We start from the raw sequence: 24452 nt of genomic DNA on the forward strand, positions 1-24452 counted from the left end.
GACGCCCAACCCCGGTCTTGCCGTGTGCGCAGGACAGCGCACACGAGCAAGGCGCCTACGAGCCCCCATGGATGGGTTCACGGCGTGTCCTGCAGCGGCCCGCCCCCGCCTCCCAGGCTATACAGGGAGGCACTGCACGGAGCGCTCGAAAACCGAAGAACTCACTCTTCCGCCAACATCTCCGTCAGCTTCGCGCGCGCCGGCTTCGCCAGCTTCTTGTTCTCCAGCGCGAAACGGATCGTCGCTTCAACCAGGCCCAGATGGGTGCCGCAGTCGAAACGGGTGCCCTCGAAGCGGTAAGCATCCACTTCCTCGGTCGCCAGCAGCGAAGCGATCGCATCGGTCAGCTGGATCTCGCCGCCGGCACCGGTGCCGGTGGATTCCAGCAGCTCGAAGATCTTCGGGCTCAGCACGTAACGGCCAACCACCGCCAGGTCGCTCGGCGCGTCCTCCGGCTTCGGCTTCTCCACGATCTGCGAGATGCGGCCCTTGCGGCCGTCGAACGCCTCGGTCGCCACGATGCCGTAGCTCGCGGTGTTCTCGTGCGGCACGTCTTCCACCGCGATCACGCTGGCACCGCTGGCCTCGTTGAGGTCGGCCATCTGCTTCAGCGCGCCGTCGCCGCGGTTCCAGATCAGGTCGTCGGGGAGCAGCACGGCGAACGGCTCGTCACCGATCACCGCCTTCGCACACAGCACCGCATGGCCCAGGCCCAGCGCTTCGGCCTGGGTCACGAAGACCGCGCGCACACCCTCGGGCAGCACGTGGCGGATCATCTCCAGCTGCTCGTGCTTGCCCGCACGCTCCAGCTTCTGCTCCAGCTCGTAGGCCTTGTCGAAGTAATCGGCAACGGCGTGCTTGTAGCGGTTGGTGATGAAGATCAGGGTGTCACACCCTGCCTCGATGGCCTCATCAACGGCATATTGGATAAGCGGACGATCGATGATCGGCAGCATTTCCTTCGGAACCGTCTTGGTTGCCGGCAAAAAGCGCGTCCCGAGCCCTGCCACTGGAAAAACAGCCTTACGAATTCGCTTGCTCATTTAATGCCTGTTGGCTTCACGTGCTGGAAAGGGGACCACTTTAGCGGAAGAGATGTATGCGTCCTGTTCAATCGGAGAGAACTCCGGCATGGTCGCGAACAGCACTTCCCGGATCGTATCCGTGTCGTACTCGGCGATAGCGTCACGCAGTCTCGGCACGTTGCCCAGCACGACATCGCGGGAGAACGTGCGCACGCCGGCTTCCAGCACCTTGGGGTGAGAGGTCGGCCGGTAATCCTCGTCCGAATAGAACAGGGTCTCGTGCAGCTTCTCGCCCGGGCGCAGCCCGGTATAGATGATCGGAATGTCCTTGTACGGCTGCTTGCCGGCCAGGCGGATCATCTGTTCGGCGAGAACGCGGATCGGCACCGGCTCACCCATGTCCAGGGTGTAGATGGCACCGTGCGACGCCGATGCCGCCGCCTGCAGGATCAGCTGGCAGGCTTCGGGGATCGTCATGAAGTAACGGGTCACTTCCGGGTCGGTCACCGTGATCGGGCCGCCGCGCAGGATCTGCTCGCGGAACAGCGGCACCACGCTGCCGGCCGAGTCGAGCACGTTGCCGAAGCGCACGGTCACGAAACGGGTGTGCGTGGACTTCTGGTCGAGGCTCTGGCAGATCATCTCGGCGTAGCGCTTGCTGGCGCCCAGCGCATTGACCGGGTCGACCGCCTTGTCGGTGGAGATGAACACGAAATGCTCGACGCGCGCTTCCATGCACGCACGCGCCACGTTCTCGGTGGCGAGGATGTTGTTGCGCACCGCTTCGCGCAGCTGGCGCTCCAGCACCGGCACGTGCTTGTACGCGGCCGCGTGGAAGGCGGTATCGACCGGGTGCAGCGACAGCGCGTGGCGCATCACCGCCGGGTCACCGACGTCACCGAGCACGGCTTCGATCTGCACGTCGGGGAAGCTGCGGCGCAGCTCGGCCTCGATGGTCAGCAGCAGCAGCTCGCTCATTTCCAGCATGACGATGCGCCCAGCACCGTGGCGAGCGCACTGGCGGCACAGCTCCGAACCGATCGAGCCGCCTGCACCGGTGACCATCACCGTGCGCCCGCCGAGCCAACCGCGGATCAGGTTCCAGTCCGGCATGATCGGCTTGCGGCCGAGCAGGTCCTCGATGGCGACTTCCTTCAGCTGGCCCGGCAGCGACTGGCCCTGCAGGATGTCGCTGAGCTTGGGCACGGTGCGGAACGGGATGCCTGTGCTCTCGCAGATGGCCACCACGCGCTGCATGCCCACAGAATCCAGCGACGGGATGGCGATGACCAGCAGCTTGGCCGCGGTTTCGCGGGCCACGGCAGGGGCATCGTCAAGGGTGCCCAGGATCGGCAGGCTCTGCAGCTTGGCACCACGCAGGTGCGGGGCGTCGTCCAGCAGGCCGACCGGCTCGAAGTTGCCCGAGCGGCGCAGGTCGCGCACGAGGGTCTCGGCAGCCTGGCCGGCGCCCAGGATCAGCACGCGACGCGCGGTCGAATCGGACTGCAGCGCCTGATAGTCCTTCCACGCGCGATACAGCAGGCGCGGCGCGCCCAGCAGGGCCGACAGCGCGAACGGATAGATCACCAGCACCGACAGCGGCACGCCGTTGAAGCGCTTCCAGGCCAGTACCAGGACGATGGCGACCAGGCCGACGAAACTGGCCTTGAAGATGTTCAGCAGGTCGCTGACGCTGGCGAACCGCCACAGGCCGCGGTACAGGCCGACCCGCCAGAACACGATGCCCTGCAGCGCCAGCACCAGCGTCGTATCGACGTTCCACAGGGGCAGCGACGGGGCGTCAGGCAGGATGGAGTAACGACCGGCATGCAGCAGCTGCCAACAGGCCCAGACCATGAACAGGTCATGGCAGACGATGGCCGTGCGAGGCAACAGGCCAAGAATTCTGTCCCGCCAGGGTGAAGACATATTTCGCGTAATTCCTTATCGGTGGCGCAATCCATTGCGCAGGAGGAGCCAAAGCAGGGCCAGCGCGGAAATCCACGCGACCGCTACGACAGCCTCCCACCTCGGCTGCAATCTGGTGCAAACATAGAACACTGTAATGCTGAACAGGCCTACAACAAAGTACATCGCTGTGACCTGGGCGTGGCTGGCTCCTGCCTGCACCGCGCGTTGGTAAACGTGCTGGGTGTGGGGTTCCATCCAGCGCTGTCCTGAAAGGATGCGCGCCAACAGCGTGAAGCCCGCGTCCACAAGGAACGGGGAAATGGGCACCAGCAGCAGCAACCAGTTGATTTCCGTACGCAGCGCGGCCACGGCCAGCACCACCGAGACCGCATAGCCCAGCGCGCCACTGCCCACATCGCCCATGAAAATGCGCGCGTTCGGGAAGTTGAATGGCAGGAACCCTAGGCAGGCCAGTCCCAGCGCGATGGCCACCAGCGAATACGGCCACGGCAGCACGATGGCGAAGCCAAGTGCGGCGACGACCGCCTGGCTGCTGGCGATGCCGTTGATCCCATCCATGAAGTTCCAGATGTTGATCAGCGAGGTGGTGAACACCAGCACCAGCAGGGCCAGCAGCCAGCTGCCGCCCTGCACCTTGACCAGCGCGGCCAGCAGGCCGGCGGCGATGAAATGGACCAGCAGGCGGCGCAGGGCCGGCAGGGGCCGGTGGTCGTCCCACCAGCCGATGCCCGCCACCAGCACCAGGCCGAGGCTGGCAACCAGCAGGCTGGGCATGGCCATCGGCCACGCCCACATGGCGGCAACGGCGGCCACCAGCAGGCTGATGACGATGGCGATGCCACCACCGCGCGGGGTCGCCACGCTATGGCTGCGACGTTCGCCCGGCTGGTCCATCAGCTGCCGGCGCAGCGCGTAGCCACGCGCCGCCCAGGTCAGTGCGGCGCTGAGCAGGGCCAGCCCCAGCAGCGCGGCCATCACCCGCCAGGCCATGGCTCAGAGCACCGCGTAATTCAGCAGCGGCTTGACCGTGCCCCATTCCTTGCAGCTCGGGCACTGCCAGTGGTGGGTACGCGCACCGAAGCCGCAGCGCGTGCAGCGGTAGGCCGGGTTGCGCACCAGCAGCTGGTCGGTGATGTGCTTGAGGTCGTGCAGGGTGGCGGTGGAATCCGCACCTTCGGCCAGGGTCAGGTCGATCAGCGCCGATTCGCCGCGCACGGACGGGCGATCCTTCAGCTGGCGGCCGAGGTAGGCACGCGCCGGAGCCACGCCTTCCTGCTCTTCCATCAGGCGGGTCAATGCCAGCACCGGGGCGATGCCGCGGTAGTGCTCGGTCATTTCCGACAGGAACGCACGCGCGCCGCCGAGGTCGCCCACCTTGCGGTAGTTCTCCATCAGCGCCGGCAGCAGCTCGGGCAGGTACTCGGGATCGTTGCGCGCGGCGCGCTCGAAGGCGCGCACGGCAGCCTCGGCATTGCCGGCATCGGTTTCCAGGCGGCCTTCGATGATGCCGGCACGCACCGACATCGCATCGGCCTGGTACGCGCGGGCAATGGCCGCCCTCGCCTCTTCCAGCTTGCCGGCGCCACGGAAGCGCTCGGCCAGCTCGCATTCGAACTGCCCGATCAGCTTGCCCATCGGCTCGCCGGTCACATCTTCGAAGCGGGTGGCGTTGTCGATGGCCTTCTCCCAGTCGCGCTCGGCCTGGTAGATGCCGATCAGGTGCTTGAGCGCCTGCGGTGCGCGCTGGTCCAGCTGGGCCAGTTCGGTGAACACGGTTTCAGCACGGTCCAGCAGGCCGGACTTCATGTAGTCCTCGCCCAGCGCCAGCAGGGCCTGCACGCGCTGCGCGTCGCTCAGGTCGTTGCGGTTGACCAGGCCCTGGTGCAGGCGGATCGCGCGATCCACTTCACCGCGACGGCGGAACAGGTGGCCCAGCGCGACCTGGGTCTCGAAGGTTTCCTTGTCCAGCTCGGCGATGTGCAGGAACAGCTCGATGGCCTTGTCCGGCTGCTCGTTGAGCAGGTAGTTCAGGCCACGGAAATAGGTGCTGGACAGGTGGCTGACCTGGTTGTCGCCATGGCGTTGCCCGCCGCGCCGTCCAATGACCCAGCCGGCCAGCGCCGCCAGGGGAAGGAACAGGAAGAACCAGAACCACTCGGTGACGAAATCCATCTTCGATCAGCGTCCATCAAAAGATTGGGAGGGGGAAACCGGCGCCACCGGGGCGGCGACCGACTTGTTGGCGCGGCGCAGCTGGGCGTAGAGCGGAATGACCACGCTCACCAGCACCAGGCCGGCACCGACGATGACGCCGATCAGCAGCGAAGCGATGATCGCCACACCGATCGAGGTCTTGAGTTGGGTAAACAGCAGGTTGATGGTCATCTCGTCCATGTTCATGGCACCGATGATCAACCCGAGAAGCAGCACCGCCAGCAGGACCAGCAGACGAAAAACCTTCATGCGACAGCTCCAGTGGCAGGAGGTCGTAGCTTATCCGACTCGCCGCGGTATTCGCACGCGGTGACGCGACGGGACACTCAGGCCGGATCGGCGTCCAGCGGCAGCACGCTGCTGACCCGCTCACGCAGTTCCTTGCCCGGCTTGAAATGGGGAACGTGCTTGCCCGGCAGGGCGACCGATTCGCCGGTCTTGGGGTTGCGGCCCAGGCGCGGCGGACGGTAGTGCAGCGAGAAGCTGCCAAAGCCACGGATTTCGATGCGATCGCCTGCAGAAAGGGAACCGCCCATCATTTCCAGCAACGACTTCACCGCCAGATCGACATCATCGGCCTTCAGGTGCGCCTGGCGGCGCGCGAGGATTTCGATCAGTTCGGATTTGGTCATTGCCGGCTCACATCAGGGGTCACTCACCCTGAAACGGCCCGGGCAGGATGCCCGGGCCGTCCAGGAAACAACGTACAGCGTAAGGCCGATTACTCGGACTTGTTGCCGCTCAGCTGTGCACGCAGCAGCGCGCCCAGCTGGGTGGTGCCGCTGGCAGCCGAGGAGGACTGGTATTCCTCCAGCACTTCGCGCATTTCCGCGTCGTCCTTGGCCTTGATCGACAGCTGCAGGGTACGGCCCTTGCGGTCCATGCCAACGAACTTGGCTTCGACCTTGTCGCCGACCTTCAGGTGCTGGGTGGCGTCGTCAACGCGCTCGTTGGCGATATCGCGTGCCGAGACGTAACCTTCGATGCCGTCAGCCAGCTCGATGATCGCGCCCTTGGCGTCGACTTCCTTCACCACGCCTTCGACCTTGGAGCCCTTCGGATTGGCAGCCATGTACTGGCCGAACGGATCCTGCTCCAGCTGCTTCACGCCCAGGGAGATGCGCTCGCGCTCCGGATCGACAGCCAGGACGACGGCGTCCAGGGTATCGCCCTTCTTGAAGTTGCGAACGATGTCTTCGCCAGTGGTCGCCCAGCTGATGTCGGACAGGTGAACCAGGCCGTCGATGCCGCCGTCCAGGCCGATGAAGATGCCGAAGTCGGTGATCGACTTGATCTGGCCCGACACCTTGTCACCCTTCTTGTGGGTGGCAGCGAAGGTTTCCCACGGATTGGCGGCAACCTGCTTCATGCCCAGCGAGATGCGGCGACGCTCTTCATCGACGTCCAGCACCATCACTTCGACTTCGTCACCAACCTGCACAACCTTGGACGGGTTGACGTTCTTGTTGGTCCAATCCATCTCGGAGACGTGCACCAGGCCTTCAACGCCCGGCTCGATCTCAACGAACGCGCCGTAATCGGTGACGTTGGAGACCTTGCCGAAGACGCGGCTGTTGGCCGGGTAACGACGGGCGATGTTATCCCACGGATCTTCGCCCAGCTGCTTCAGGCCCAGCGAAACGCGGTTGCGCTCGCGGTCGAACTTCAGCACGCGCACGTCCAGCTCGTCGCCGACGTTCACGACTTCGGACGGATGGCGCACGCGCTTCCAGGCCATGTCGGTGATGTGCAGCAGGCCGTCGATACCGCCCAGGTCCACGAACGCGCCGTAGTCGGTCAGGTTCTTGACGACACCCTTCAGGATCGCGCCTTCCTGCAGCTTGTCCATCAGCTGCTCGCGCTCTTCCGAGTGCTCGCTTTCGACGACAGCGCGGCGCGAAACCACGACGTTGTTACGCTTGCGGTCCAGCTTGATGAGCTTGAACTCGAGTTCCTTGCCTTCCAGGTAGGCCGGATCGCGCACCGGGCGCACATCGACCAGGGAACCCGGCAGGAAGGCGCGGACATCCTTGATGTCCACGGTGAAACCACCCTTGACCTTGCCGCTGATGCGGCCGGTGATGGTTTCGTTCTTTTCCAACGCTTCTTCCAGCTCGTCCCACACCATCGCGCGCTTGGCCTTCTCGCGCGACAGGACGGTTTCGCCGAAGCCGTTCTCGATGGAGTCGAGGGCGACCTTGACGATGTCGCCTTCGGCGACGTCGATTTCGCCAGCGTCGTTACGGAACTGTTCGATCGGCACGATGCCTTCGGACTTCAGGCCAGCGTTGATCACCACGACGTCGCCGCGGACTTCAACAACGGTACCGCTGACGATGGCGCCCGGCTTCAGCTTGGCCAGGTTGGCCTGGCTGGCTTCAAACAGTTCGGCAAATGATTCGGTCATTAGATTTACTCTGTTGGACACATGGGTCGGTTGGCTTTCTAATCGGGGACATGCCCCACTGAAGACCGTTACCGCCCGCCTGTTGGTCGACCCCGGAAAAGCAGGTCGTGTGTAGTAGGAAAACCGCCACGCATCATTGCGCGACGGAGCTGGTACAGCACTGCTATGCGCGACCACCACCGGTGTTGCTGGTGGCACTCCCGCGCGAACGGATCAGGCAGCCGGAACCGGAAGCAGATCCATCACTCGGGCAACGACATCATCGATGCCGATGCCTGTGGTGTCGATGAGGACAGCATCGTCTGCCGGCTTCAGGGGCGCCACGGTACGCTGAGCATCACGGGCGTCGCGGGCCATGATCTCGCGCAGGAGGTCATCAAAGTTAACAGAAACCCCCTTGTCTTTCAACTGCTTATGCCGGCGCTCGGCGCGCTCCTCGGCACTGGCGGTCAGGAAGACCTTGTAGGGGGCGTCCTTGAAGATCACCGTGCCCATGTCGCGGCCATCGGCGACCAGGCCCGGCAGCTCCCTGAATGCGCGCTGGCGCTCCTTCAGGGCGGCGCGGACCTCGGGAATGGCGGCAATGGCCGAGGCCAGCGCGCCGGTGGTCTCCAGGCGCAGCTCGTCGGTAGCGTCGGTGCCGTTGACCATGACCCGCATCGATTCGCCCTGTTCAACAAACTGAACGTGGGTGTCGAAGGTGCAGCGCACCAGCGCCGAGGCATCGGAGGTATCGATGTCGGCCCAGCTCGCGGCCACGCCCACCGCCCGGTACAGGGCGCCTGAATCCAGGTAGTGCCAGCCCAGGCGGCGCGCCACGATGCGGCTGATGGTACCCTTGCCGGCCCCCGAAGGGCCGTCGATGGTCAGGACGGGAGCGAGTGGATTCATGGGGGTCCTAGCGCGTGTGAAGGGGCCATTCTAGCCCCTGCCCAAGGCCCCGCGCAGAGACTTTCGCGCAACCACTTGAAACGACGACAAAAAGCCCGGTAGAATGGCGGGCTTGAACGAGCGCCAACTGCCGATTGTCTTGCGCATATCGCGGCCACGCTCCACCCGAACAACTACTGTTTACGCCGAGGTATGCCATGAAAATCCTGTCCTCCCTGAAGTCGGCGAAGGCCCGTCACCGCGACTGCAAGGTCGTCCGTCGTCGTGGCAAGATCTTCGTCATCTGCAAGTCGAACCCGCGTTTCAAGGCGCGTCAGCGCTAAGCCACACGGCCTCCGGGCCGCGGCTGGTCCCACGCGGGACCGACCCGATGCAAAAAACCGCCTTCGGGCGGTTTTTTGTTGCGTGCAGCTTTTTTTCCTGCCGTTTTTTGCTGTAATCGCCTTTCTTGACCACTGGGGAGTAGATCGAGATGAAGCATTACCTGAGCACGCTGGCCGTCCTGGCCACCCTGGCCGCCGCCACGCCGGCGCTGGCCGATACCCTGCTGGTCGACCGCGCCGCTGAAAAGCCGGCCGGTGCCCTGCCCGTCCGCGGCCAGAGCATGCAGCAGGTGCAGTCGCAGTTCGGCGCGCCGAGCGAGCAGCTGCAGCCGCGCGGCGGGCAGAAGCGCCAGTGGCCGACCATCAACCGCTGGGTCTACCCGCAGTTCACCGTCTACTTCGAGAAGCAGAAGGTGATCGACGTGGTGGCCAACAAGGCGGATCCGAACGAGATCGGCCCGAAGCCGCCGATCCGCTGAACCCCCTACCCGCCGCTGGCGGGCCTGTGTAGCGAGACCATGAACCAGACCCTTCGTTTTCCTGCCGAATGGGAAGCCCAGAGCGGCGTCCTGATTGCCTGGCCCACCGCCGACACCGACTGGGCCGACCGCCTGGGCCAGGTGGAGGAGACCTACATCGCGCTGGTCGCCGCCATCACCCGCTTTCAGCCGGTGCTGATCTGCGTGGCCGACGACGATGTGGAGACCTATGCCGAAATGCGGCTGCGCTCCAACCGCATCGACATGGAGCGGGTCCGCTTCACCACGGCGGCCTATGACGATACCTGGCTGCGCGACTCCGGCCCGATCACCCTGCGCCGCGCCGACGGCAGCTTCCAGCTGCTGGACTTCCGCTTCACCGGCTGGGGCGGCAAGTTCGACGCCACCCTGGACGACCAGCTGGTGGGCGCGCTCGACCAGGCCGGCGTGTTCAACAACGCACCGGTGCGCAGCATTGCGTTCGCGCTGGAAGGCGGCGGCATCGAAACCGACGGTGAAGGCACCCTGCTGACCACCTGGAAGTGCCTGCACGAGCGCCACCCGGACCGCGACCGCGCCAGCCTGACCGCCGACCTGGCCGACTGGCTGCAGCAGGACCGCGTGCTGTGGCTGGACCACGGTTACCTGGAAGGCGACGACACCGACGCCCATATCGACACCCTGGCCCGTTTCGCTTCGCCTGACAGCATCGTCTACCAGGCCTGCGACGACGAGAGCGACTCGCACTACGCCGAACTGCAGGCGATGGGCAACGAGCTGGCCGCGCTGCGCACCAAGGATGGGCAGCCGTACCGCCTGTTCCCGCTGCCGTGGGCACAGCCGGTGATCGACGAAGGCCGCCGCCTGGCTGCGTCGTACGCCAATTACCTGATCGTCAACGGCGCGGTGCTGATGCCGGCCTACGGCGACCCGGCCGACGACCTGGCCCGCGACGTGCTGGCCCAGGCCCACCCGGGCCGCGAGATCGTGCAGGTGCCCTGCCGCTCGCTGATCTGGCAGAACGGCAGCCTGCACTGCATCACCATGCAGCTGCCGGCAGGCCTGCTGAAGGCGTAAGCCGGACCGGTAGCGCCGGGCCATGCCCGGCGAGCGCAGCGGCGTCCTGTAAATCCGCCGGGCATGGCCCGGCGCTACCGTGTGCGAACGCCATTCAGCGCGCGACACGCCGTCGCCGTCCATCCGCGCTAACATGCTGGTTTTCCCCCGCAGGAACGCCCCGCATGAACTCGCGCAGCCCCCTTACCGTCGCCCTGATCCAGGAGCGCAACCACGGTGATGCCGCCGCCAACCTGGCGGTGATCGAAGCACGCGTGGCCGAGGCGGCTGCGCAGGGCGCGAAACTGGTGCTGCTGCAGGAACTGCACAACGGCCCGTACTTCTGCCAGCACGAGTCGGTGGACGAGTTCGACCTGGCCGAGCCGATCCCCGGCCCGAGCACCGAGCGCCTGGGCGCCCTGGCGAAGAAGCATGGCGTGGTGCTGGTCGGCTCGCTGTTCGAGCGCCGCGCCGCCGGCCTGTACCACAACACCGCCGTGGTCTTCGAGAAGGACGGCACCCTGCTGGGCAAGTACCGCAAGATGCACATCCCGGATGATCCGGGCTTCTACGAAAAGTTCTACTTCACCCCGGGCGACATCGGCTTCACCCCGATCGACACCTCGGTGGGCCGCCTTGGCGTGCTGGTGTGCTGGGACCAGTGGTACCCGGAAGCGGCGCGCCTGATGGCGCTGGCCGGTGCCGAACTGCTGCTCTACCCCACCGCCATCGGCTGGGACCCGGACGATGTGCAGGACGAGAAGACCCGCCAGCGCGATGCCTGGGTGCTGAGCCACCGCGGCCACGCCGTGGCCAACGGCCTGCCGGTGCTGAGCTGCAACCGCGTCGGCCACGAAGCTTCGCCGCTGGGCGCGTCGGGCATCCAGTTCTGGGGCAACAGCCACGTGCTGGGCCCGCAGGGCGAATTCATCGCCGAGGCCGGCACCGATGCCACCGTGCTGGTGTGCGACGTGGACCTGCAGCGCAGCGAGCACGTGCGCCGCATCTGGCCGTTCCTGCGCGACCGTCGCATCGATGCGTACGGTGACCTGCTCAAGCGCTACATCGACTGAGCCGGAGACCTGCCATGGCCGTCCTCATCCGTGATGCCGGCCCGGCCGACATCGCTGCGATCACCGCGATCTACGCGGTGGAAGTGACCGACTTCGTCAACACCTACGAGTACGACGTGCCCGACCAGGCCGAGATGCTGCGCCGCATGCGCGACATGCTCGACCGGGGCTTCCCCTACCTGGTCGCCGAGATCGACGGCCAGGTCGCGGGCTACGCCTACGCCAACACCTACCGCACCCGCGTCGCCTACCAGTGGACCGTGGAGAACTCGGTCTACGTCGATGCCGCCTTCCAGGGCAAGGGTGTGGGCACCGGCCTGCTGCAGGCGCTGATCGACGCCTGCGTGGCGCGCGGCTACCGGCAGATGGTGGCCGTGATCGGCGAGCCGACCAATACCGCTTCCATCAAGCTGCACGAACGCTTCGGCTTCCACCTGGTGGGCGTGTTCAAGGGCCTGGGCCGCAAGCACGGCCGCTGGCTGGACACCGTGCAGATGCAGCGCGCGCTCGGCGATGGCGCCGACACCGCACCTTCCAATGAATGAATCCATGACTGAAACCCTTCCCGAAACCGGCGACGATCTGTTCGCCGGCCAGCCGGTGCGCGTCGTTGAACGCGACGGCGTGCGTCACACCCTGCTGGGCACCGCCCATGTGTCCCACGCCAGCGTCGAGGCGGTGGAAAAAGCCATCGACAGCGGCCGCTTCGATGCGGTGGCAGTCGAGCTGGACCCGCAGCGCCTGCAGGCGCTGAGCGACCCGGACACGCTGGCCAAGCTGGACCTGGTGGAAGTGATCCGCAAGGGCCGCGTTGCCTTGTTTGCCGCCAACCTGGCCCTGTCGGCCTACCAGCGCCGACTGGCCGAACAGCTGGGCATCGAGCCCGGTGCCGAGCTGAAGCGCGCGGTGGACCTGGCGCGCGAGCGCGGACTGCCGGTGCAGCTGATCGACCGCGAAGTCGGCCTGACCTTCCGCCGCGCCTCGCAGCGTCTTGGCTTCTTCGGCAAGCTGAAGCTGGTGGCCGGTCTCGGCGCCGGCCTGTTCTCCTCGGAGGAAGTGGGCGAGAACGAGATCGAGAAGCTCAAGCAGGGCGACATGCTGGAATCGAGCTTTGGTGAGTTCGCCAGCGAAAGCCCGGCGCTGTACGAGACCATCATCGGCGAGCGCGACCGCTACATGGCCACGCGCCTGCGTGAGGAACACGACCCGCAGCTGCGCGAAGTGCTGGCCGTGGTCGGCGCCGGGCATCTGGCCGGCCTGGCCCGCTACCTGGAAACCGACCCCGCCGAACCGGCGCCGCTGCGCGCGGAGCTGGAAGCGGTGCCGAAGAAGCGCAACATTCCGTGGTTGACCCTGATCATCCTGGCCATCGTGATCACCGGTGTGGCCGTGGGCTTCTACCGTGGCGGCCTGGGCGTGGGCACCGAACTGCTGGCGACGTGGGCGATGTACACCGGCGGCCTGGCCGGCATCGGCTGCCTGCTGGCCGGCAGCCACCCGCTGAGCATCCTGACCGCGATCGCGGTGGCACCGTTCAAGCCGTTCCGCCTGAGCATTCCGACCGGTGCGTTCTCGGCGCTGGTCGAAGCGCGCCTGCGCAAGCCGGCCTATGAGGATTTCCTCAAGCTGCGTGACGATGCGCAGAGCTTGAAGGGCTGGTACCGCAACCGCGTCACCCGCGTGGTGCTGACCTTCATGCTGACCAACCTGGGCAGCATGCTCGGCCTGTGGCTGACCGCCGGCAAGGTGTGGGGCCAGGTCGCGGGCTGATTGCCGCGCCCCGCCGGGCATGGCCCGGCGCTACCGGTAGCTGCCAACCTTGGTTGGCACCGCCATGCCCAGCGACAAAAAAACGGGGGAGACCGCCCCACTACGACCGGTCTCCCCCCCACCACAAACACGTTGCCGCGCGTTACACCCGGGCAGTGCCCGGTTCTACCCGACGACGGCAGCGGTAGGCGAACGGCAGCCGAGCATGGCTCGGCTCTACTGGGCCCTTCCCCCACCACAAACACGTTGTCACGCGTTACACCCGGGCAGCGCCTGGTTCCGCGATGTCCAGCCCGCGCGCGCGCCGGATCAGGCGCGTGACCGCACTGCGCAGGTCGTCCAGCACCGCGTAGATGGTCGGCAGGAACAGCAGGCTGACCACGGTCGAGAACGCCAGGCCGCCGGCAATCGCGCGCGCCATCGGCGCGTACTCCGGCCCATCACCGAACATCTGCGTGTTGGTCAGCGAGATCGGCACCATCGCCAGGATCGCCGTGCCCATCGTCATCATGATCGGGCGCAGGCGCTCGCGTGAGCCTTCCACCAGCGCCTGGGTGCGGCCCATGCCGCCGCGGCGCAGGTTGTTGATGTGCTCGATCATCACGATGCCGTTGTTCACCACCACGCCCATCAGCACCAGGATGCCGATGAAGGACATGATCCCGAACGAGGTACCGGTGATCCAGAACAGCCAGAACACGCCGAAGATCGAGAACAGCACGCCGCTCATGATCGCCGCCGGGAACAGCAGCGACTCGAACACCGCCGCCATCACCACGTAGATCATCACCAGCGCGATGAGCAGGTTGAACACCATCTGCTGCATCGCTTCGTTGTCGTTGCCGTAGTCACCGCCATCGAAGGTGAAGCCATAGCCGGCCGGGAAGCTCATCGGTGTGAGCACCGCTTCCATGGCCTTGCGGCCATCGGGCGCGGTGACCTTCTCGGCCAGGTTGGCCTTGATGGTCAGGGTGGTCTGGCGGTTGGTGCGACCGATCTGGGTGGCCGAGGAACCCACGTCCACGCTGACCAGGCTGAGCAGCGGCACGCTGCGGCCATCGCCGGTACGCACGCTGTAGCTGGCCAGGTCTTCCGGGCTGCTCTGCTCGGCGCCGGCAAAGCGCACCCACACCGGCACTTCGTTGTCGCCGCGACGGAACTCGCGCAGCGGCGCACCCCGCAGGGCCAGGCCGACGAAGCTGGCCACCTGCTCGGCGTTGAAGCCGAACGCAGCGGCGCGCTCGCGGTCGACGTGCACCTTCAGCTCGCCGCCCTTCTCGCCATTGTCGATGCGCACGTCGCGCAGCTCGGGGCGCTGGGCCAGCAGCGGCAGCACTTCCTGGCCGATCTCCTGCAGCATGCTGCTGGAGTCACCCACCAGCTGCACCTGCACGCCCTGGTTGCCGTTGCCCCCATCGCCGCCCTGGTTGCCGACGAAGTAATCGGTACGCGCCGACTTCGGCAGGCCCTTGCGGATCTCTTCCTGCAGCGCCTTGATGTCCTTGGCGTACTTCTCGTCGATGGTCACCGTGGTCGAGCTGCCTTCCTGCTCGCTGTACCAGGAATAGACCTGCTGCACGTGCAGGCGCTCGCGGTTCTGTTCCACCCAGGCTTCGACGCGGGCCACTTCCTCGGACATCTGCCGGTAGGTGTAGGCGCCCTTCCACATGTAGCCGATGAAGATGTCCTTGCCACCGCCGCCGCCGAACATGTCGACCTTGGTCAGCTTCATCGGCACCAGGCTGACCAGCACCACCAGCAGGATGCCGAGCAGGCTCCAGCCGCGATGGCGGAGCGACCAGTCCAGCAGGCGCGCATAACGGCGCTGCAGGCGGGCGATGACACCGGTCTGCGAGTGCAGCAGCTTGGGGGTGGCCATGCGCGCGGACAGCATCGGGATCAGGCTGACCGCCACCAGCCACGAGGCCAGCAGCGAGACCGAGATGGTGATCGCGATCTGCGCCATGAAGATGCTGATGTTGTTGGTCTCGCCGAACAGGTTGGGCACGAACACGATGCAGTGGCACAGGGTCCCGGCGCTGAGTGCGATGGCCACGCTGCGGGTGCCGATGATCGAGGCCAACCGCGGCTGCCCCGGCATGCGCTCGCGTTCCTGGTAGATGCTTTCCACCACCACCACGGCGTTGTCCACCAGCATGCCCACGGCCAGCAGCAGGCCCATCATGGTCAGGATGTTCAGCGTCACCCCGGCGAAGTACATGAAGCCCAGGGTGATGGTGAAGCAGATCGGGATGGCCAGCGTCACCATCAGGGTGGACGGCCAGTGGCGCAGGAAGAAGAACAGCACGGTGACCGACAGGATCAGGCCCACCGCACCGGCCTCGGCCAGTTCCAGCAGCGAGGAGGTGACCGCCTTGCCCTGGTTGTCGATGACCTTGATCTGCACGTCGCGCATTGAATCCTGCGCGCGGATCGCCTCGACCTCGGCCAATGCCGCGCGCGAGACATCCACCAGGTTGGCGCTGCGTTCCTTGAAGATGTCCAGGCCGATGGCCGGGTTGCCGTCGAGGCGACGCCCGTAGTTCATCCGCGCCGGCTTCAGCCGCACCTCGGCGATGTCACCCAGGCGCAGGCCCTTGGCGTTGATCACCAGGTCGCGCATTTCCTGCAGGTCGGTGATCTCGCCCACCGGCTGCACGCGCACGCGCTGGCCGTTGTCGTTGATCTGCCCGGCCGAGATCGAGAAGTTCAGCGTGCGCAGGCGGTCGCTGAGTTCGTTGATGCTCAGGCCGTGCGCGCTGAGCCGGTCGGGATCGATGGCGATCTCGACCTCGTTCGGCGGTGCGCCGGTGATGTCCACGCGTGCCACGCCCGGGATGCGCTCGATGCGCCGCTTGAACTCGCGGTCGAGCATGTCATAGGCGGAGGTCAGGTCGGTGGCACTGGCCAGGCGCACCTTCAGCACCGGCTGGTCGCTGCTGGACCACTTGAACACGTTGTAGCGCTGCAGGTCGTCGGGCAGGTCGCTGCGGATCGCATCGATGCGTTCGCGGGCATCGGAGGCGGCGATGGCGATGTCACGGTCCCAGTCGCTGAACTCGATGAAGATCGAGGCCGCTTCCGAGGTGGCCTGCGAGCGCATGCGCTTGATGCCGGTCATCGTCGCCAGTGATTCCTCCACCGGGCGGATGATGGTCCGCTCGACCTCTTCCGGGGTCGAGCCGGTGTATGGGATCTGCACGAACAGGAACGGCGCGGAGATGTCCGGCAGCGCTTCCAGCGGCAGCCGGAACGAAGCGATCAGGCCGACCACCACCAGCGACACGAAACACATGATGGTGGTGACCGGGCGGCGGATGGAGAACTCGGCGACGCTCATGCCGGTTCCTCCGCGCCGCCGCAGTGGCCACCCTCGGCCGCGTGCAGGCCTTCACCGGCATGCTTGCGGCCACGCTCGCGGTAGTAGGCATCGCCGCGGCGGTCCATCAGGTCGTAGACCACCGGGATGACCAGCAGGGTGAGCAGGGTCGACACCAGCAGGCCGCCAATGACGGTGATCGCCATCGGCGCGCGCACTTCGGCGCCCTCGCCCATCGCCACCGCCAGCGGCAGGAAGCCGAACAGCGTGCACAGGGTGGTCATGATGATCGGCCGCAGGCGCGAGCGTGCACCTTCCACCAGCGCCTCGTGCTTGGCCACGCCGGCCTCGCGCAGCTGGTTGACCTTGTCGATCAGGATGATCGCGTTCTTGGTGACCAGGCCGACCAGCAGGATCAGGCCGATGAACACCACCACCGAGATCGGCTTGCCGGTCAGCATCAGTGCCAGGATCGCGCCGACCAGGGCCAGTGGAATGGTGAACAGGATGACGAACGGATGCAGCAGCGATTCGAACTGCGAGGCCATCACCAGGTAGACCAGGAAGATGGCCAGGCCGAAGGCAAAGATCAGCGACTTGGCGGCCTGTGCCAGCTCCTCGCCCTGGCCACCGATGTGCAGGCCGACGCCCGCACCCAGCGGCTGCTCGGCCACCATCTGCTGTACTTCGCGCATGGCCGCGCCCAGGTCGATGTCGCGCAGGTTGGCCGAAACCACGGCCACGCGGGTCTGGTCGGCGCGATGGATCTCGCTGGGGCCGGTGGTGGCGACCACGTCGGCCACCGCATCCAGGGTGACCGGGCGACTGCTGCCCGGGTTCACGATCAGCCGGCGGATGCTGTCCACGCTGGCACGGTCGCCTTCCTGCGCACGCACCAGCACGTCGATCTTGCGGTCGCGGAAGCTGTAGCGGGTGGCCACGTCGCCACGCACCTTCTTCACCACCACGTCGGCGATCTGGCGGGTGGTCAGGCCCAGCGCACCGGCACGCTCCTGGTCGAAGCGGATCTGGATTTCCGGGAAGCCCTCTTCCACCGTCGACTTCACGTCGGCGTAGTGCACATTGCCGCGCAGCAATGCAGCCAGGCGCTGGCCGGCCTGCTCGAGGGTGGCCATGTCCTGCCCGCGCAGCTCGATTTCCAGCGGCGTGGAGAAACTGAACAGTGCCGGCCGCGCGAAGTCGACCTGCGCACCGGGGTGCTGGCCCATGGTGTCGCGCAGGCGCTCGGTGATCTCCGCCTCGGTGCGGGCGTTGCCGCCGCCCTCCATCACCACGGTCAGCTTGCCGATGTTCTCGCCGCTCTCGGTCGGGCTGGCATCCAGCCGCGTACCGCTGCCACTGACGCCATACAGCGAGGCCACGCCTTCACCATTGCCATGGGCCAGCTGCAGCTCGCGCACCAGCGCGTCGGTCTGCTTCAGCGGGGTGCCGGCCGGCAGCTTCACCGTCATTTCGAAACGGTCCTGGGCCAGCTGCGGAATCAGGTCGGCACCCAGCATCGGCACCAGCGCCATGGTGCCGACGAAGGCCAGCGCGGCCATCGACAGCACTTTGCCAGGGTGCGCCAACGCGTTGGGCAGCAGGCGCAGGTAGCCGCGTTCGGCACCGGCGTAGGGCTTCATCGCGATGTCGCTGGCCTTGCGCATGACCGGCCCGACCACCGCGACCACGCCGCGCCACACGCGCACCACCAGCCAGGCCAGGGCGAAGAAGCTCCAGCGCACGCCAGCCACGAAGCCACGACGGCCCAGCGCGACCGGCTTCTGCCAGCGGCTTTCCGGACGCCAAGCTTCGGCGGCGGCTTCTTCCGGGAAGGCCAGCGGCGGCCGGCCCTTCAGCGAGCTCAGCATCGGGATCAGGGTCATCGACACCAGCAGCGAGATCGCGATGGCGATGGCCACGGTCAGCGCCTGGTCGCGGAACAGCTGGCCGGCGATGCCATCGACGAACACCAGCGGCAGGAACACCGCGATGGTGGTCAGGGTGGAGGCGACCACCGCCATGCTGACTTCGCGGGTGCCGACGATGGCCGCCTGCAGGATGCCCAGGCCGCGTTCGCGCGCCTTGGCGATGCTTTCCAGCACCACGATCGAGTCATCCACCACCAGGCCGGTGGCCAGCGCCAGGCCGCCCAGCGACATCACGTTCAAGCTCAGGCCGAGCTGGCCCATGAAGAAGAACGTGGCGATGATCGAGACCGGCAGCGACAGGCTGATCACGAAGGTCGACCAGCCATCGCGCAGGAACAGGAAGATGATCAGGATGGCCAGCAGGCCACCGATCACCGCATCCTTCTTGACGTCACTGATGGCGTGTTCGATGAAGCGCGACTGGTCCTCGATGGTGGTCAGTTCGGCATCGCCGGGGAAGGTGGCCTTGATCTGCTCCAGGCGCTTGCGCAGCGCCTCGGCGGTGGCCACGGTATTGGCGTCGCCTTCCTTGTAGATCGCCAGCTCCACCGATTCCTTGCCGCCCAGGCGGATGATCGCTTCGCGTTCCTTGTAGCCCTGGCGCACGGTGGCCACGTCCTTCAGGCGCACCGGCACGCCGTTGGCGACCACGCTGGAACCGCCACCGGACGAGGCACTCTGCGCCGCCGACGCCGCAGCGACTGCCGCGGCCGAACCGGTGGACGCGGCGATGTTGAACATCTGCTGCAGGGCCGAATCGGCCGCGCTGCCGTTGGACGACTGGGTGGTGACCAGCAGGTTGCGGATCTCTTCCAGATCGGCGAACTGGTTGACGGTACGCACCAGGAAGCGCTGCGAGCCCTCCTCCAGGCGGCCGCCGGAGATGTTGATGTTCTCTTCCTTCAACCGCTTGATGACGGTGTCGATCGGCAGGTTGAGCTGGGCCAGCTTCTGCTGGTCGATGTCCACCTGGATCTCATCCTCCAGGCCACCGCCCACCTTCACCGCGGCCACGCCGGTCACTGGCTCCAGCTTCTTCTTCAGGTCTTCGTCGGCATAGCGGCGCAGGCCGGTCAGTTCGCGGATCGCGTCTTCATCGCTGGCCGGGGTGGCCTTGGTCGACAGCACCAGGCGCATGATCGGCTCGGTGGACGGATTGAAGCGCAGCAGCACCGGGGCCTTGGCCTCCAGCGGCAGGTTCAGCGCTTCCATCTTGTCGCGCACCTCCAGGCTGGCCTGGTCCATGTTGGTGCCCCAGGCGAACTCGAGCACGACATCGCTCTGCCCGGTGCGCGAGACCGACTTCAGCTTGCGCAGGTTCTTGACCACGCCCACGGCTTCTTCCACCGGCTGGGTGATCAGGCTTTCGATTTCGGTCGGTGCCGCGCCGGTGTATTCGGTGCGCACGGTGAGCGTGGGATAGCTCAGGTCGGGCAGCAGGTTGACCTTGAGGTTGTTCAGCGCGATCAGGCCGAACAGCAGCAGCGTGACCGTGCACATGGCGATGGTGACGCGGCGGCGGGTGGCGAATTCCACCAGGCCACCGCGCATGCCGGCAGCGGCGCCGTCGCCGGCCGGCGAGGCACCGTGGTCGTGTCCCGGGCCGCTCATTGCTGGCTCCCGGCCTTGTCTGCAGGCGTGGCCTTGGCGGCCACGGTGGCCGGCTTGGCCTTGGCCGCCTTGGGATCGGCGATGACCTGCACGGCGGTGCCGTCGCGCAGGGCCACCTTGCCGGCGGTGACGATCTGGTCACCCGCGGCCAGGCCTTCGCGGATCTCCACCCACGGGCCTTCGGCATAGCCCAGCTTGACCGGCACGCGGGCCACCTTGCCTTCGCGCACGCGGAACACGGCCGGCTCGCCGTCGTCCAGCAGGGCCAGGCGCGGCACCACCAGGGCGTCGGCGCGCTGGTCGTAATCGATGCGGATGCGCCCGAACATGCCCGGCTGCAGCGCATGCTCGGTGCCGTTGAAGGCGCTGACCACGCGGAAGGTGCCGCTGCCCGAATCCACCACCGGGGCGATGCGGTCTACGGTGCCGGTGAAGCTCTTGCCCGGCAGTGCGTCGGCCGACAGCACGACCGGCTGGCCGGCGCGCAGGGTGGCCAGCTCGCGCTCGGGCACGTTGAGGGTGGCCTCCAGCTGCGAGTTGTCGACGATGCGGAAGATCGGCGTGTTGATCTGCACGAAGTTGCCGGTCTTGATCGACCGCGAGGCGATCACCCCGGAGATCGGCGCCACCACCGTGGTGTAGGACAGTTCGAGCGTGGCCAGGCGGTACTGAGCGCGCATGTTTTCCAGGTCGTAGCGCAGCTGGTCGACGTCGGAGGCACTGACCATCTGCTGGCCGACCAGCTTCTGTGCGCGCTGGTAGTTGTTTTCCAGTTTGCGCATCTGCGCCTCGCTCTGTGCCACGGCCAGGCGCGCGCGGTCCGGGTCCAGGCGCACCAGCGGCTGGCCGGCGGTGACCCGCTGGCCCTCCTCGACCAGCACGGCCAGGGCCACGCCGGAGGTCTTGGCCACCACCTGCGATTCGGCGCGCGGCTCCAGTGCGGCGGTGCCGGTGTAGCTGGCGGCCACGGCGCGGTGGCTGGCCACGGCTACTTCCACCGGCACGGCGTCGACCTTCTTCTCGTCCTTGGTTTCAGCCGCCTTGGCGTCGGCGCTGGGGCCGGCTGCGCAGCCGCCCAGCAGCAGGGAGGTGGAGATCAGCAGGGCAGCGGCACAGAGTCCAGTGCGGCGGCCGGGCAGGAAGGTTGGGTGCGACATCGTCAGATCCCTGGAGGATGCGTGGGCAGGTGTGGTAGCAAAGTAATGCACCACTTCACGGCAACACCATATCCCAAAGGTCATGGTGCCTTCACGCCGCTGGTCGGCCCGCCCCCATTTCAGCTAGATGAAACCTGGGGCTATACTCGGGGCGTTCCGTACCCCACGCCGGAACGACCAGACCCGAATCTCCGGATAACGACATCATGCGCCCGCAGCCGCTCGCCGCTTGTCTCGCTCTGGCCGTCCTCCTGCCCCTCGGGGCCGCCGCACAGCCCGCTCCTGCTCCTGCAGCACCCGCCCCGGCTTCTGCCCCGGCCACCCCGCCCGCTGCCGCCGCTCTGGCCGGCAACTTCGACAATGGCCGGGTGCTCGCCTATACCTGCCAGGGCTGCCACGGCATCACCGGTTACAAGAACGCGTACCCCAGCTACCGGGTACCGAAGATCGGTGGCCAGACCCAGCAGTACCTGACCCAGGCCCTGACCGAATACCGCCAGGGCAAGCGCCGGCATCCGACGATGCAGGCGCAGTCGATGAGTTTCAGCGAACAGGAGATCGCCGATCTCGCTGTTTACCTGTCCACCGTCAAGTAAGGCCCGCCCATGTCGAAAGCCGCGCACACGATGCGTCACGCCATCGCCCTGTCCGTTGCCCTGCTGCTGGCGGCCTGCTCGCAGTCGCAGGTGGAAAGCAGTGAGAAGTCGGCCGGCGACCCCGGCCACGCCAGTGGCGAACACGGTTCGTCCTCCTCGGCCGGCCTGCCGCCGGGCCGCGAGGCCGCCGGTGAAGCCCGGGCCAAGGTAAAGGGAAAAGCGACCAACCAGAGCTGCTTTGATTGCCACGGTGCCGACGGCAATGCGCCGATCGACCCGACCTACCCCAAGCTGGGTGGGCAGTATGGCGATTACCTGGCTCATGCCCTGCAGGCCTACCGTGCCGGCGACCGCCAGCACGCGTTGATGACCCCGCAGGCGAAGGACCTGAGCGACCAGGACATCGCCGACCTGGCCGCGTACTTCGGCAGCCGGCCGAGCCAGCTGCGGGATCTGCACGGGGTGAAGTGACGCCGGGCGCATGCTCGGCAGCCCTTTGGTAGCGCCGGGCCATGCCCGGCGGAATGCAGGAGCGCCGCGCTGCGCGCTCGCGGGGCATGGCCCTGCGCTACCCGTATATCGCGTCGTGAACCAATACCGCGCCGGGCGGGCGCGGCTCGACGATCAGCCTTCCAGCTCTTCCCAGCGCGCGTACGCCGCATCCAGCTCGGCCTGGACCTTGGCCAGCTGCTGGGTGTGCGCGGTCACTTCGGCGCTGCTGCGGGTGTAGAACGACGGGTCGTTCATCGCCGCGGTCAGGCCTTCCACGTCGCCTTCCAGCTTTTCGATGGTCTTGGGCAGCTGTTCCAGCTCACGCGCTTCCTTGTACGCCAGCTTGCGCTTGGGCGCGGCCGGGGCCGCCGCCGCAGCTGCGGCCGGTGCAGCAGCAGCCGGCTTGGCAGCGGGGGCCGCAGCAGGTGCTGCCACGCTGGCGGCATAGCGCTGCCAGTCGGTGTAGCCACCCACGTACTCACCGATCACGCCGTCGCCTTCCATCACCAGCGTGGAGGTCACCACGTTGTCGATGAAGTCACGATCGTGGCTGACCAGCAGCAACGTGCCGGTGTAGTCGCCCAGCAGCTCTTCCAGCAGCTCCAGGGTTTCCACGTCGAGGTCGTTGGTCGGTTCGTCCATCACCAGCAGGTTGGACGGCTGCGCGAACAGCTTGGCCAGCAGCAGGCGGTTGCGCTCACCACCGGACAGGCGGGTGATCGGCGCGCGCGCACGCTCGGGGGTGAACATGAAGTCCTGCAGGTAGGCATGCACGTGCTTGCGCTTGCCGTTGAACTCGAGGAAATCACGGCCTTCGGCCACGTTCTCGATCGCGCTCCAGTCTTCGCGCAGTACCGCACGGTACTGGTCGAAATAGGCGATCTGCAGGTTGGTGCCGGCGTTGACCTCACCCTTCTGCGGCTGCAGTTCGCCCAGCAGCAGCTTCAGCAGCGTGGTCTTGCCGCTGCCGTTGGGGCCGATCAGACCGATGCGGTCGCCACGCAGGATGGTGGTGGTGAAGTCGCGGACCATGGTGCGCTCGCCGAAGGCGAACGAAATGTCCTTGACGTCGATGACCTTCTTGCCGGAGCTGACGCCCTGCGCGGCTTCCATCTTGACGTTACCGCTGAGTTCGCGGCGCTGCGAACGCTCGTTGCGCATCGCCTTCAGGCGGCGCACGCGGCCTTCGTCGCGGGTACGGCGGGCCTTGATGCCCTGGCGGATCCAGACTTCTTCCTGCGCCAGCAGCTTGTCGAAGCGGGCGTTTTCCTGCGCCTGTGCGTTCAGGCGTTCTTCGCGGCGGCGCTCGTAGTTGGCCCAGTCGCCCGGCCAGCTGGTGACCTGGCCGCGATCGATCTCGACGATGCGGGTGGCCAGCGCGCGCAGGAAGCGGCGGTCATGGGTGACGAACACCACGCTGCCGCTCCAGCCCTTGAGGAAGGCTTCCAGCCAGTCGATGGCTTCGATGTCGAGGTGGTTGGTCGGTTCGTCCAGCAGCAGCACGTCCGGGCTGGACACCAGCGCGCGGGCCAGCAGCACGCGGCGCTTCATGCCGCCGGACAGGCGGCCGAACTCGGCCTCGCCATCCAGGTCGAGCTTGGTCAGGGTTTCGCTGACGCGCTGGTCCAGGCCCCAGCCGTTGGCGGCGTCGATCTTGGCCTGGACGTTGCCCAGGGCTTCACCGTCGAAGACCTCGGCGTGGCTGAGGTGGTGGAATTCGGCCAGCCACTGGCCCAGTTCGCCCAGGCCATCGGCCACGACGTCGAACACCGAGCCGGCAGCGCCATGCGGCACTTCCTGCTCCAGGCGGGTCACGCGGACGCCCTGCTGCACGCGGACTTCGCCGTCATCGGGCTTGTGGTCGCCGGACAGCAGCTTGAGCAGGGTGGATTTGCCGGCGCCGTTGCGGCCGATCAGGGCGATGCGTTCGCCCGGCTCGATCGACAGTTCGGCCTTTTCCAGCAACAACGGGCCGCCGACGCTGAAGTCGACGTTCTGTAGGGTAATCAGAGGCATCCCGCTATTGTACGGGTTGGCGGGCCCGCCGGGCGGCGGCAGCGAATAGCGCCAGGTCAACGTCATCCACGCATGGCGTGGATCTACTGGATCGCGCGTGGTGGATCCACGCCACGCGTGGATGCGGGCGCCCCCCCCCGGGGAAACACGCGCGGGCGGG

Annotated in this window: 20 protein-coding genes; 8 read left to right on the forward strand and 12 right to left on the reverse strand. The window is 66.6% G+C overall.

Annotated features, from left to right (window positions below; all coding sequences use genetic code 11):
* Positions 1 to 161 precede the first annotated feature (161 nt).
* The 8 genes from galU to cmk form a co-directional block, all read right to left on the reverse strand.
* Positions 162 to 1043, reverse strand: coding sequence for a UTP--glucose-1-phosphate uridylyltransferase GalU (gene galU / locus IAE56_RS13460; RefSeq protein ID WP_108768617.1), 882 nt, complete (start codon positions 1041 to 1043; stop codon positions 162 to 164).
* On the reverse strand, positions 1044 to 2954 hold the full coding sequence (locus IAE56_RS13465; protein WP_200752868.1) for a nucleoside-diphosphate sugar epimerase/dehydratase: 1911 nt from the start codon (positions 2952 to 2954) through the stop codon (positions 1044 to 1046).
* 15 nt (positions 2955 to 2969) lie between these two features.
* Positions 2970 to 3947 (reverse strand): glycosyltransferase family 4 protein, encoded by a 978-nt coding sequence (locus IAE56_RS13470; RefSeq protein WP_200752869.1) that lies wholly within the window; start codon positions 3945 to 3947, stop codon positions 2970 to 2972.
* A 3-nt stretch (positions 3948 to 3950) separates the two neighbouring features.
* Positions 3951 to 5129 (reverse strand): lipopolysaccharide assembly protein LapB, encoded by a 1179-nt coding sequence (gene lapB, locus IAE56_RS13475; RefSeq protein ID WP_108768614.1) that lies wholly within the window; start codon positions 5127 to 5129, stop codon positions 3951 to 3953.
* 6 nt (positions 5130 to 5135) lie between these two features.
* Positions 5136 to 5420, reverse strand: a complete 285-nt coding sequence (locus IAE56_RS13480; RefSeq protein ID WP_200752870.1) for a LapA family protein — start codon at positions 5418 to 5420, stop codon at positions 5136 to 5138.
* A gap of 77 nt (positions 5421 to 5497) precedes the next feature.
* A complete protein-coding gene (locus tag IAE56_RS13485; RefSeq protein WP_005409286.1) occupies positions 5498 to 5803 on the reverse strand; it encodes an integration host factor subunit beta in 306 nt (101 codons plus the stop codon).
* An 89-nt stretch (positions 5804 to 5892) separates the two neighbouring features.
* Positions 5893 to 7578 carry a 30S ribosomal protein S1 gene (gene rpsA / locus IAE56_RS13490; RefSeq protein WP_012510790.1) on the reverse strand — a complete coding sequence of 562 codons (1686 nt, stop codon included), beginning with the start codon at positions 7576 to 7578 and terminating at the stop codon, positions 5893 to 5895.
* A 213-nt stretch (positions 7579 to 7791) separates the two neighbouring features.
* Complete coding sequence (gene cmk / locus IAE56_RS13495; protein WP_079221613.1) at positions 7792 to 8469, reverse strand: (d)CMP kinase; 678 nt, start codon at positions 8467 to 8469, stop codon at positions 7792 to 7794.
* 197 nt (positions 8470 to 8666) lie between these two features.
* On the opposite strand from cmk, the gene ykgO reads away from it, so the two are divergent.
* The 6 genes from ykgO (at position 8667) to IAE56_RS13525 (ending at position 13170) form a co-directional block, all read left to right on the forward strand.
* A complete protein-coding gene (gene ykgO, locus IAE56_RS13500) occupies positions 8667 to 8792 on the forward strand; it encodes a type B 50S ribosomal protein L36 (protein WP_054656844.1) in 126 nt (41 codons plus the stop codon).
* A gap of 149 nt (positions 8793 to 8941) precedes the next feature.
* The gene (locus tag IAE56_RS13505) at positions 8942 to 9271 is read left to right on the forward strand and encodes a hypothetical protein (protein ID WP_108768612.1); all 330 of its coding nucleotides are present in this window, start codon (positions 8942 to 8944) and stop codon (positions 9269 to 9271) included.
* A 39-nt stretch (positions 9272 to 9310) separates the two neighbouring features.
* Entirely contained in the window at positions 9311 to 10348 is a 1038-nt protein-coding gene (locus IAE56_RS13510) for an agmatine deiminase family protein (protein WP_200752871.1), read from the forward strand.
* A gap of 164 nt (positions 10349 to 10512) precedes the next feature.
* Positions 10513 to 11400: a carbon-nitrogen hydrolase gene (locus IAE56_RS13515; RefSeq protein WP_108768610.1), complete on the forward strand. Its 888-nt coding sequence runs from the start codon at positions 10513 to 10515 to the stop codon at positions 11398 to 11400.
* 14 nt (positions 11401 to 11414) lie between these two features.
* A complete protein-coding gene (locus IAE56_RS13520; RefSeq protein WP_108768609.1) occupies positions 11415 to 11945 on the forward strand; it encodes a GNAT family N-acetyltransferase in 531 nt (176 codons plus the stop codon).
* Positions 11938 to 13170 (forward strand): TraB/GumN family protein, encoded by a 1233-nt coding sequence (locus IAE56_RS13525; protein WP_200752872.1) that lies wholly within the window; start codon positions 11938 to 11940, stop codon positions 13168 to 13170. Before IAE56_RS13520 ends, IAE56_RS13525 begins: the two co-directional genes overlap by 8 nt.
* A 256-nt stretch (positions 13171 to 13426) precedes the next feature.
* On the opposite strand, the gene IAE56_RS13530 is transcribed toward IAE56_RS13525, so the two are convergent.
* From IAE56_RS13530 to IAE56_RS13540, 3 genes are read right to left on the reverse strand one after another with little or no spacing between them, the layout of a single operon-like run.
* Positions 13427 to 16510, reverse strand: coding sequence for an efflux RND transporter permease subunit (locus IAE56_RS13530; protein ID WP_200752873.1), 3084 nt, complete (start codon positions 16508 to 16510; stop codon positions 13427 to 13429).
* Positions 16507 to 19971, reverse strand: a complete 3465-nt coding sequence (locus tag IAE56_RS13535) for an efflux RND transporter permease subunit (RefSeq protein WP_234456074.1) — start codon at positions 19969 to 19971, stop codon at positions 16507 to 16509. The genes IAE56_RS13530 and IAE56_RS13535 overlap by 4 nt, the downstream gene beginning before the upstream one ends.
* Positions 19972 to 20027: 56 nt before the next feature.
* Complete coding sequence (locus tag IAE56_RS13540; protein WP_200752875.1) at positions 20028 to 21188, reverse strand: efflux RND transporter periplasmic adaptor subunit; 1161 nt, start codon at positions 21186 to 21188, stop codon at positions 20028 to 20030.
* A gap of 206 nt (positions 21189 to 21394) precedes the next feature.
* Between IAE56_RS13540 and IAE56_RS13545 the strand changes: the two genes are divergently transcribed.
* Both IAE56_RS13545 and IAE56_RS13550 read left to right on the forward strand, forming a co-directional pair.
* Positions 21395 to 21784: a c-type cytochrome gene (locus IAE56_RS13545; protein ID WP_200752876.1), complete on the forward strand. Its 390-nt coding sequence runs from the start codon at positions 21395 to 21397 to the stop codon at positions 21782 to 21784.
* Positions 21785 to 21793: 9 nt separating this feature from the next.
* Positions 21794 to 22255, forward strand: a complete 462-nt coding sequence (locus IAE56_RS13550) for a cytochrome c (RefSeq protein WP_200752877.1) — start codon at positions 21794 to 21796, stop codon at positions 22253 to 22255.
* Between the two features lie 153 nt (positions 22256 to 22408).
* Here the strand turns inward: IAE56_RS13550 and IAE56_RS13555 are convergent, their stop codons facing one another.
* Positions 22409 to 24292 carry an ATP-binding cassette domain-containing protein gene (locus IAE56_RS13555; RefSeq protein WP_200752878.1) on the reverse strand — a complete coding sequence of 628 codons (1884 nt, stop codon included), beginning with the start codon at positions 24290 to 24292 and terminating at the stop codon, positions 22409 to 22411.
* Between the last annotated feature and the right edge of the window lie 160 nt (positions 24293 to 24452).

The sequence above is a fragment of the Stenotrophomonas sp. S41 genome (genome assembly GCF_016624625.1).
Taxonomy (GTDB): Bacteria; Pseudomonadota; Gammaproteobacteria; order Xanthomonadales; family Xanthomonadaceae; genus Stenotrophomonas.

Coding starts and splice junctions, on each gene's coding strand:
- IAE56_RS13545 (WP_200752876.1), top strand. CDS start 21,395: ATGCGCCCGCAGCCGCTCGCCGCTTGTCTCGCTCTGGCCGTCCTCCTG.
- IAE56_RS13515 (WP_108768610.1), top strand. CDS start 10,513: ATGAACTCGCGCAGCCCCCTTACCGTCGCCCTGATCCAGGAGCGCAAC.
- IAE56_RS13550 (WP_200752877.1), top strand. CDS start 21,794: ATGTCGAAAGCCGCGCACACGATGCGTCACGCCATCGCCCTGTCCGTT.
- galU (WP_108768617.1), bottom strand. CDS start 1,043: ATGAGCAAGCGAATTCGTAAGGCTGTTTTTCCAGTGGCAGGGCTCGGG.
- lapB (WP_108768614.1), bottom strand. CDS start 5,129: ATGGATTTCGTCACCGAGTGGTTCTGGTTCTTCCTGTTCCTTCCCCTG.
- IAE56_RS13465 (WP_200752868.1), bottom strand. CDS start 2,954: ATGTCTTCACCCTGGCGGGACAGAATTCTTGGCCTGTTGCCTCGCACG.
- IAE56_RS13540 (WP_200752875.1), bottom strand. CDS start 21,188: ATGTCGCACCCAACCTTCCTGCCCGGCCGCCGCACTGGACTCTGTGCC.
- IAE56_RS13535 (WP_234456074.1), bottom strand. CDS start 19,971: ATGCGCGGTGGCCTGGTGGAATTCGCCACCCGCCGCCGCGTCACCATC.
- IAE56_RS13520 (WP_108768609.1), top strand. CDS start 11,415: ATGGCCGTCCTCATCCGTGATGCCGGCCCGGCCGACATCGCTGCGATC.
- cmk (WP_079221613.1), bottom strand. CDS start 8,469: ATGAATCCACTCGCTCCCGTCCTGACCATCGACGGCCCTTCGGGGGCC.
- ykgO (WP_054656844.1), top strand. CDS start 8,667: ATGAAAATCCTGTCCTCCCTGAAGTCGGCGAAGGCCCGTCACCGCGAC.
- IAE56_RS13505 (WP_108768612.1), top strand. CDS start 8,942: ATGAAGCATTACCTGAGCACGCTGGCCGTCCTGGCCACCCTGGCCGCC.
- IAE56_RS13530 (WP_200752873.1), bottom strand. CDS start 16,510: ATGAGCGTCGCCGAGTTCTCCATCCGCCGCCCGGTCACCACCATCATG.
- IAE56_RS13525 (WP_200752872.1), top strand. CDS start 11,938: ATGAATGAATCCATGACTGAAACCCTTCCCGAAACCGGCGACGATCTG.
- IAE56_RS13555 (WP_200752878.1), bottom strand. CDS start 24,292: ATGCCTCTGATTACCCTACAGAACGTCGACTTCAGCGTCGGCGGCCCG.
- IAE56_RS13485 (WP_005409286.1), bottom strand. CDS start 5,803: ATGACCAAATCCGAACTGATCGAAATCCTCGCGCGCCGCCAGGCGCAC.
- rpsA (WP_012510790.1), bottom strand. CDS start 7,578: ATGACCGAATCATTTGCCGAACTGTTTGAAGCCAGCCAGGCCAACCTG.
- IAE56_RS13480 (WP_200752870.1), bottom strand. CDS start 5,420: ATGAAGGTTTTTCGTCTGCTGGTCCTGCTGGCGGTGCTGCTTCTCGGG.
- IAE56_RS13470 (WP_200752869.1), bottom strand. CDS start 3,947: ATGGCCTGGCGGGTGATGGCCGCGCTGCTGGGGCTGGCCCTGCTCAGC.
- IAE56_RS13510 (WP_200752871.1), top strand. CDS start 9,311: ATGAACCAGACCCTTCGTTTTCCTGCCGAATGGGAAGCCCAGAGCGGC.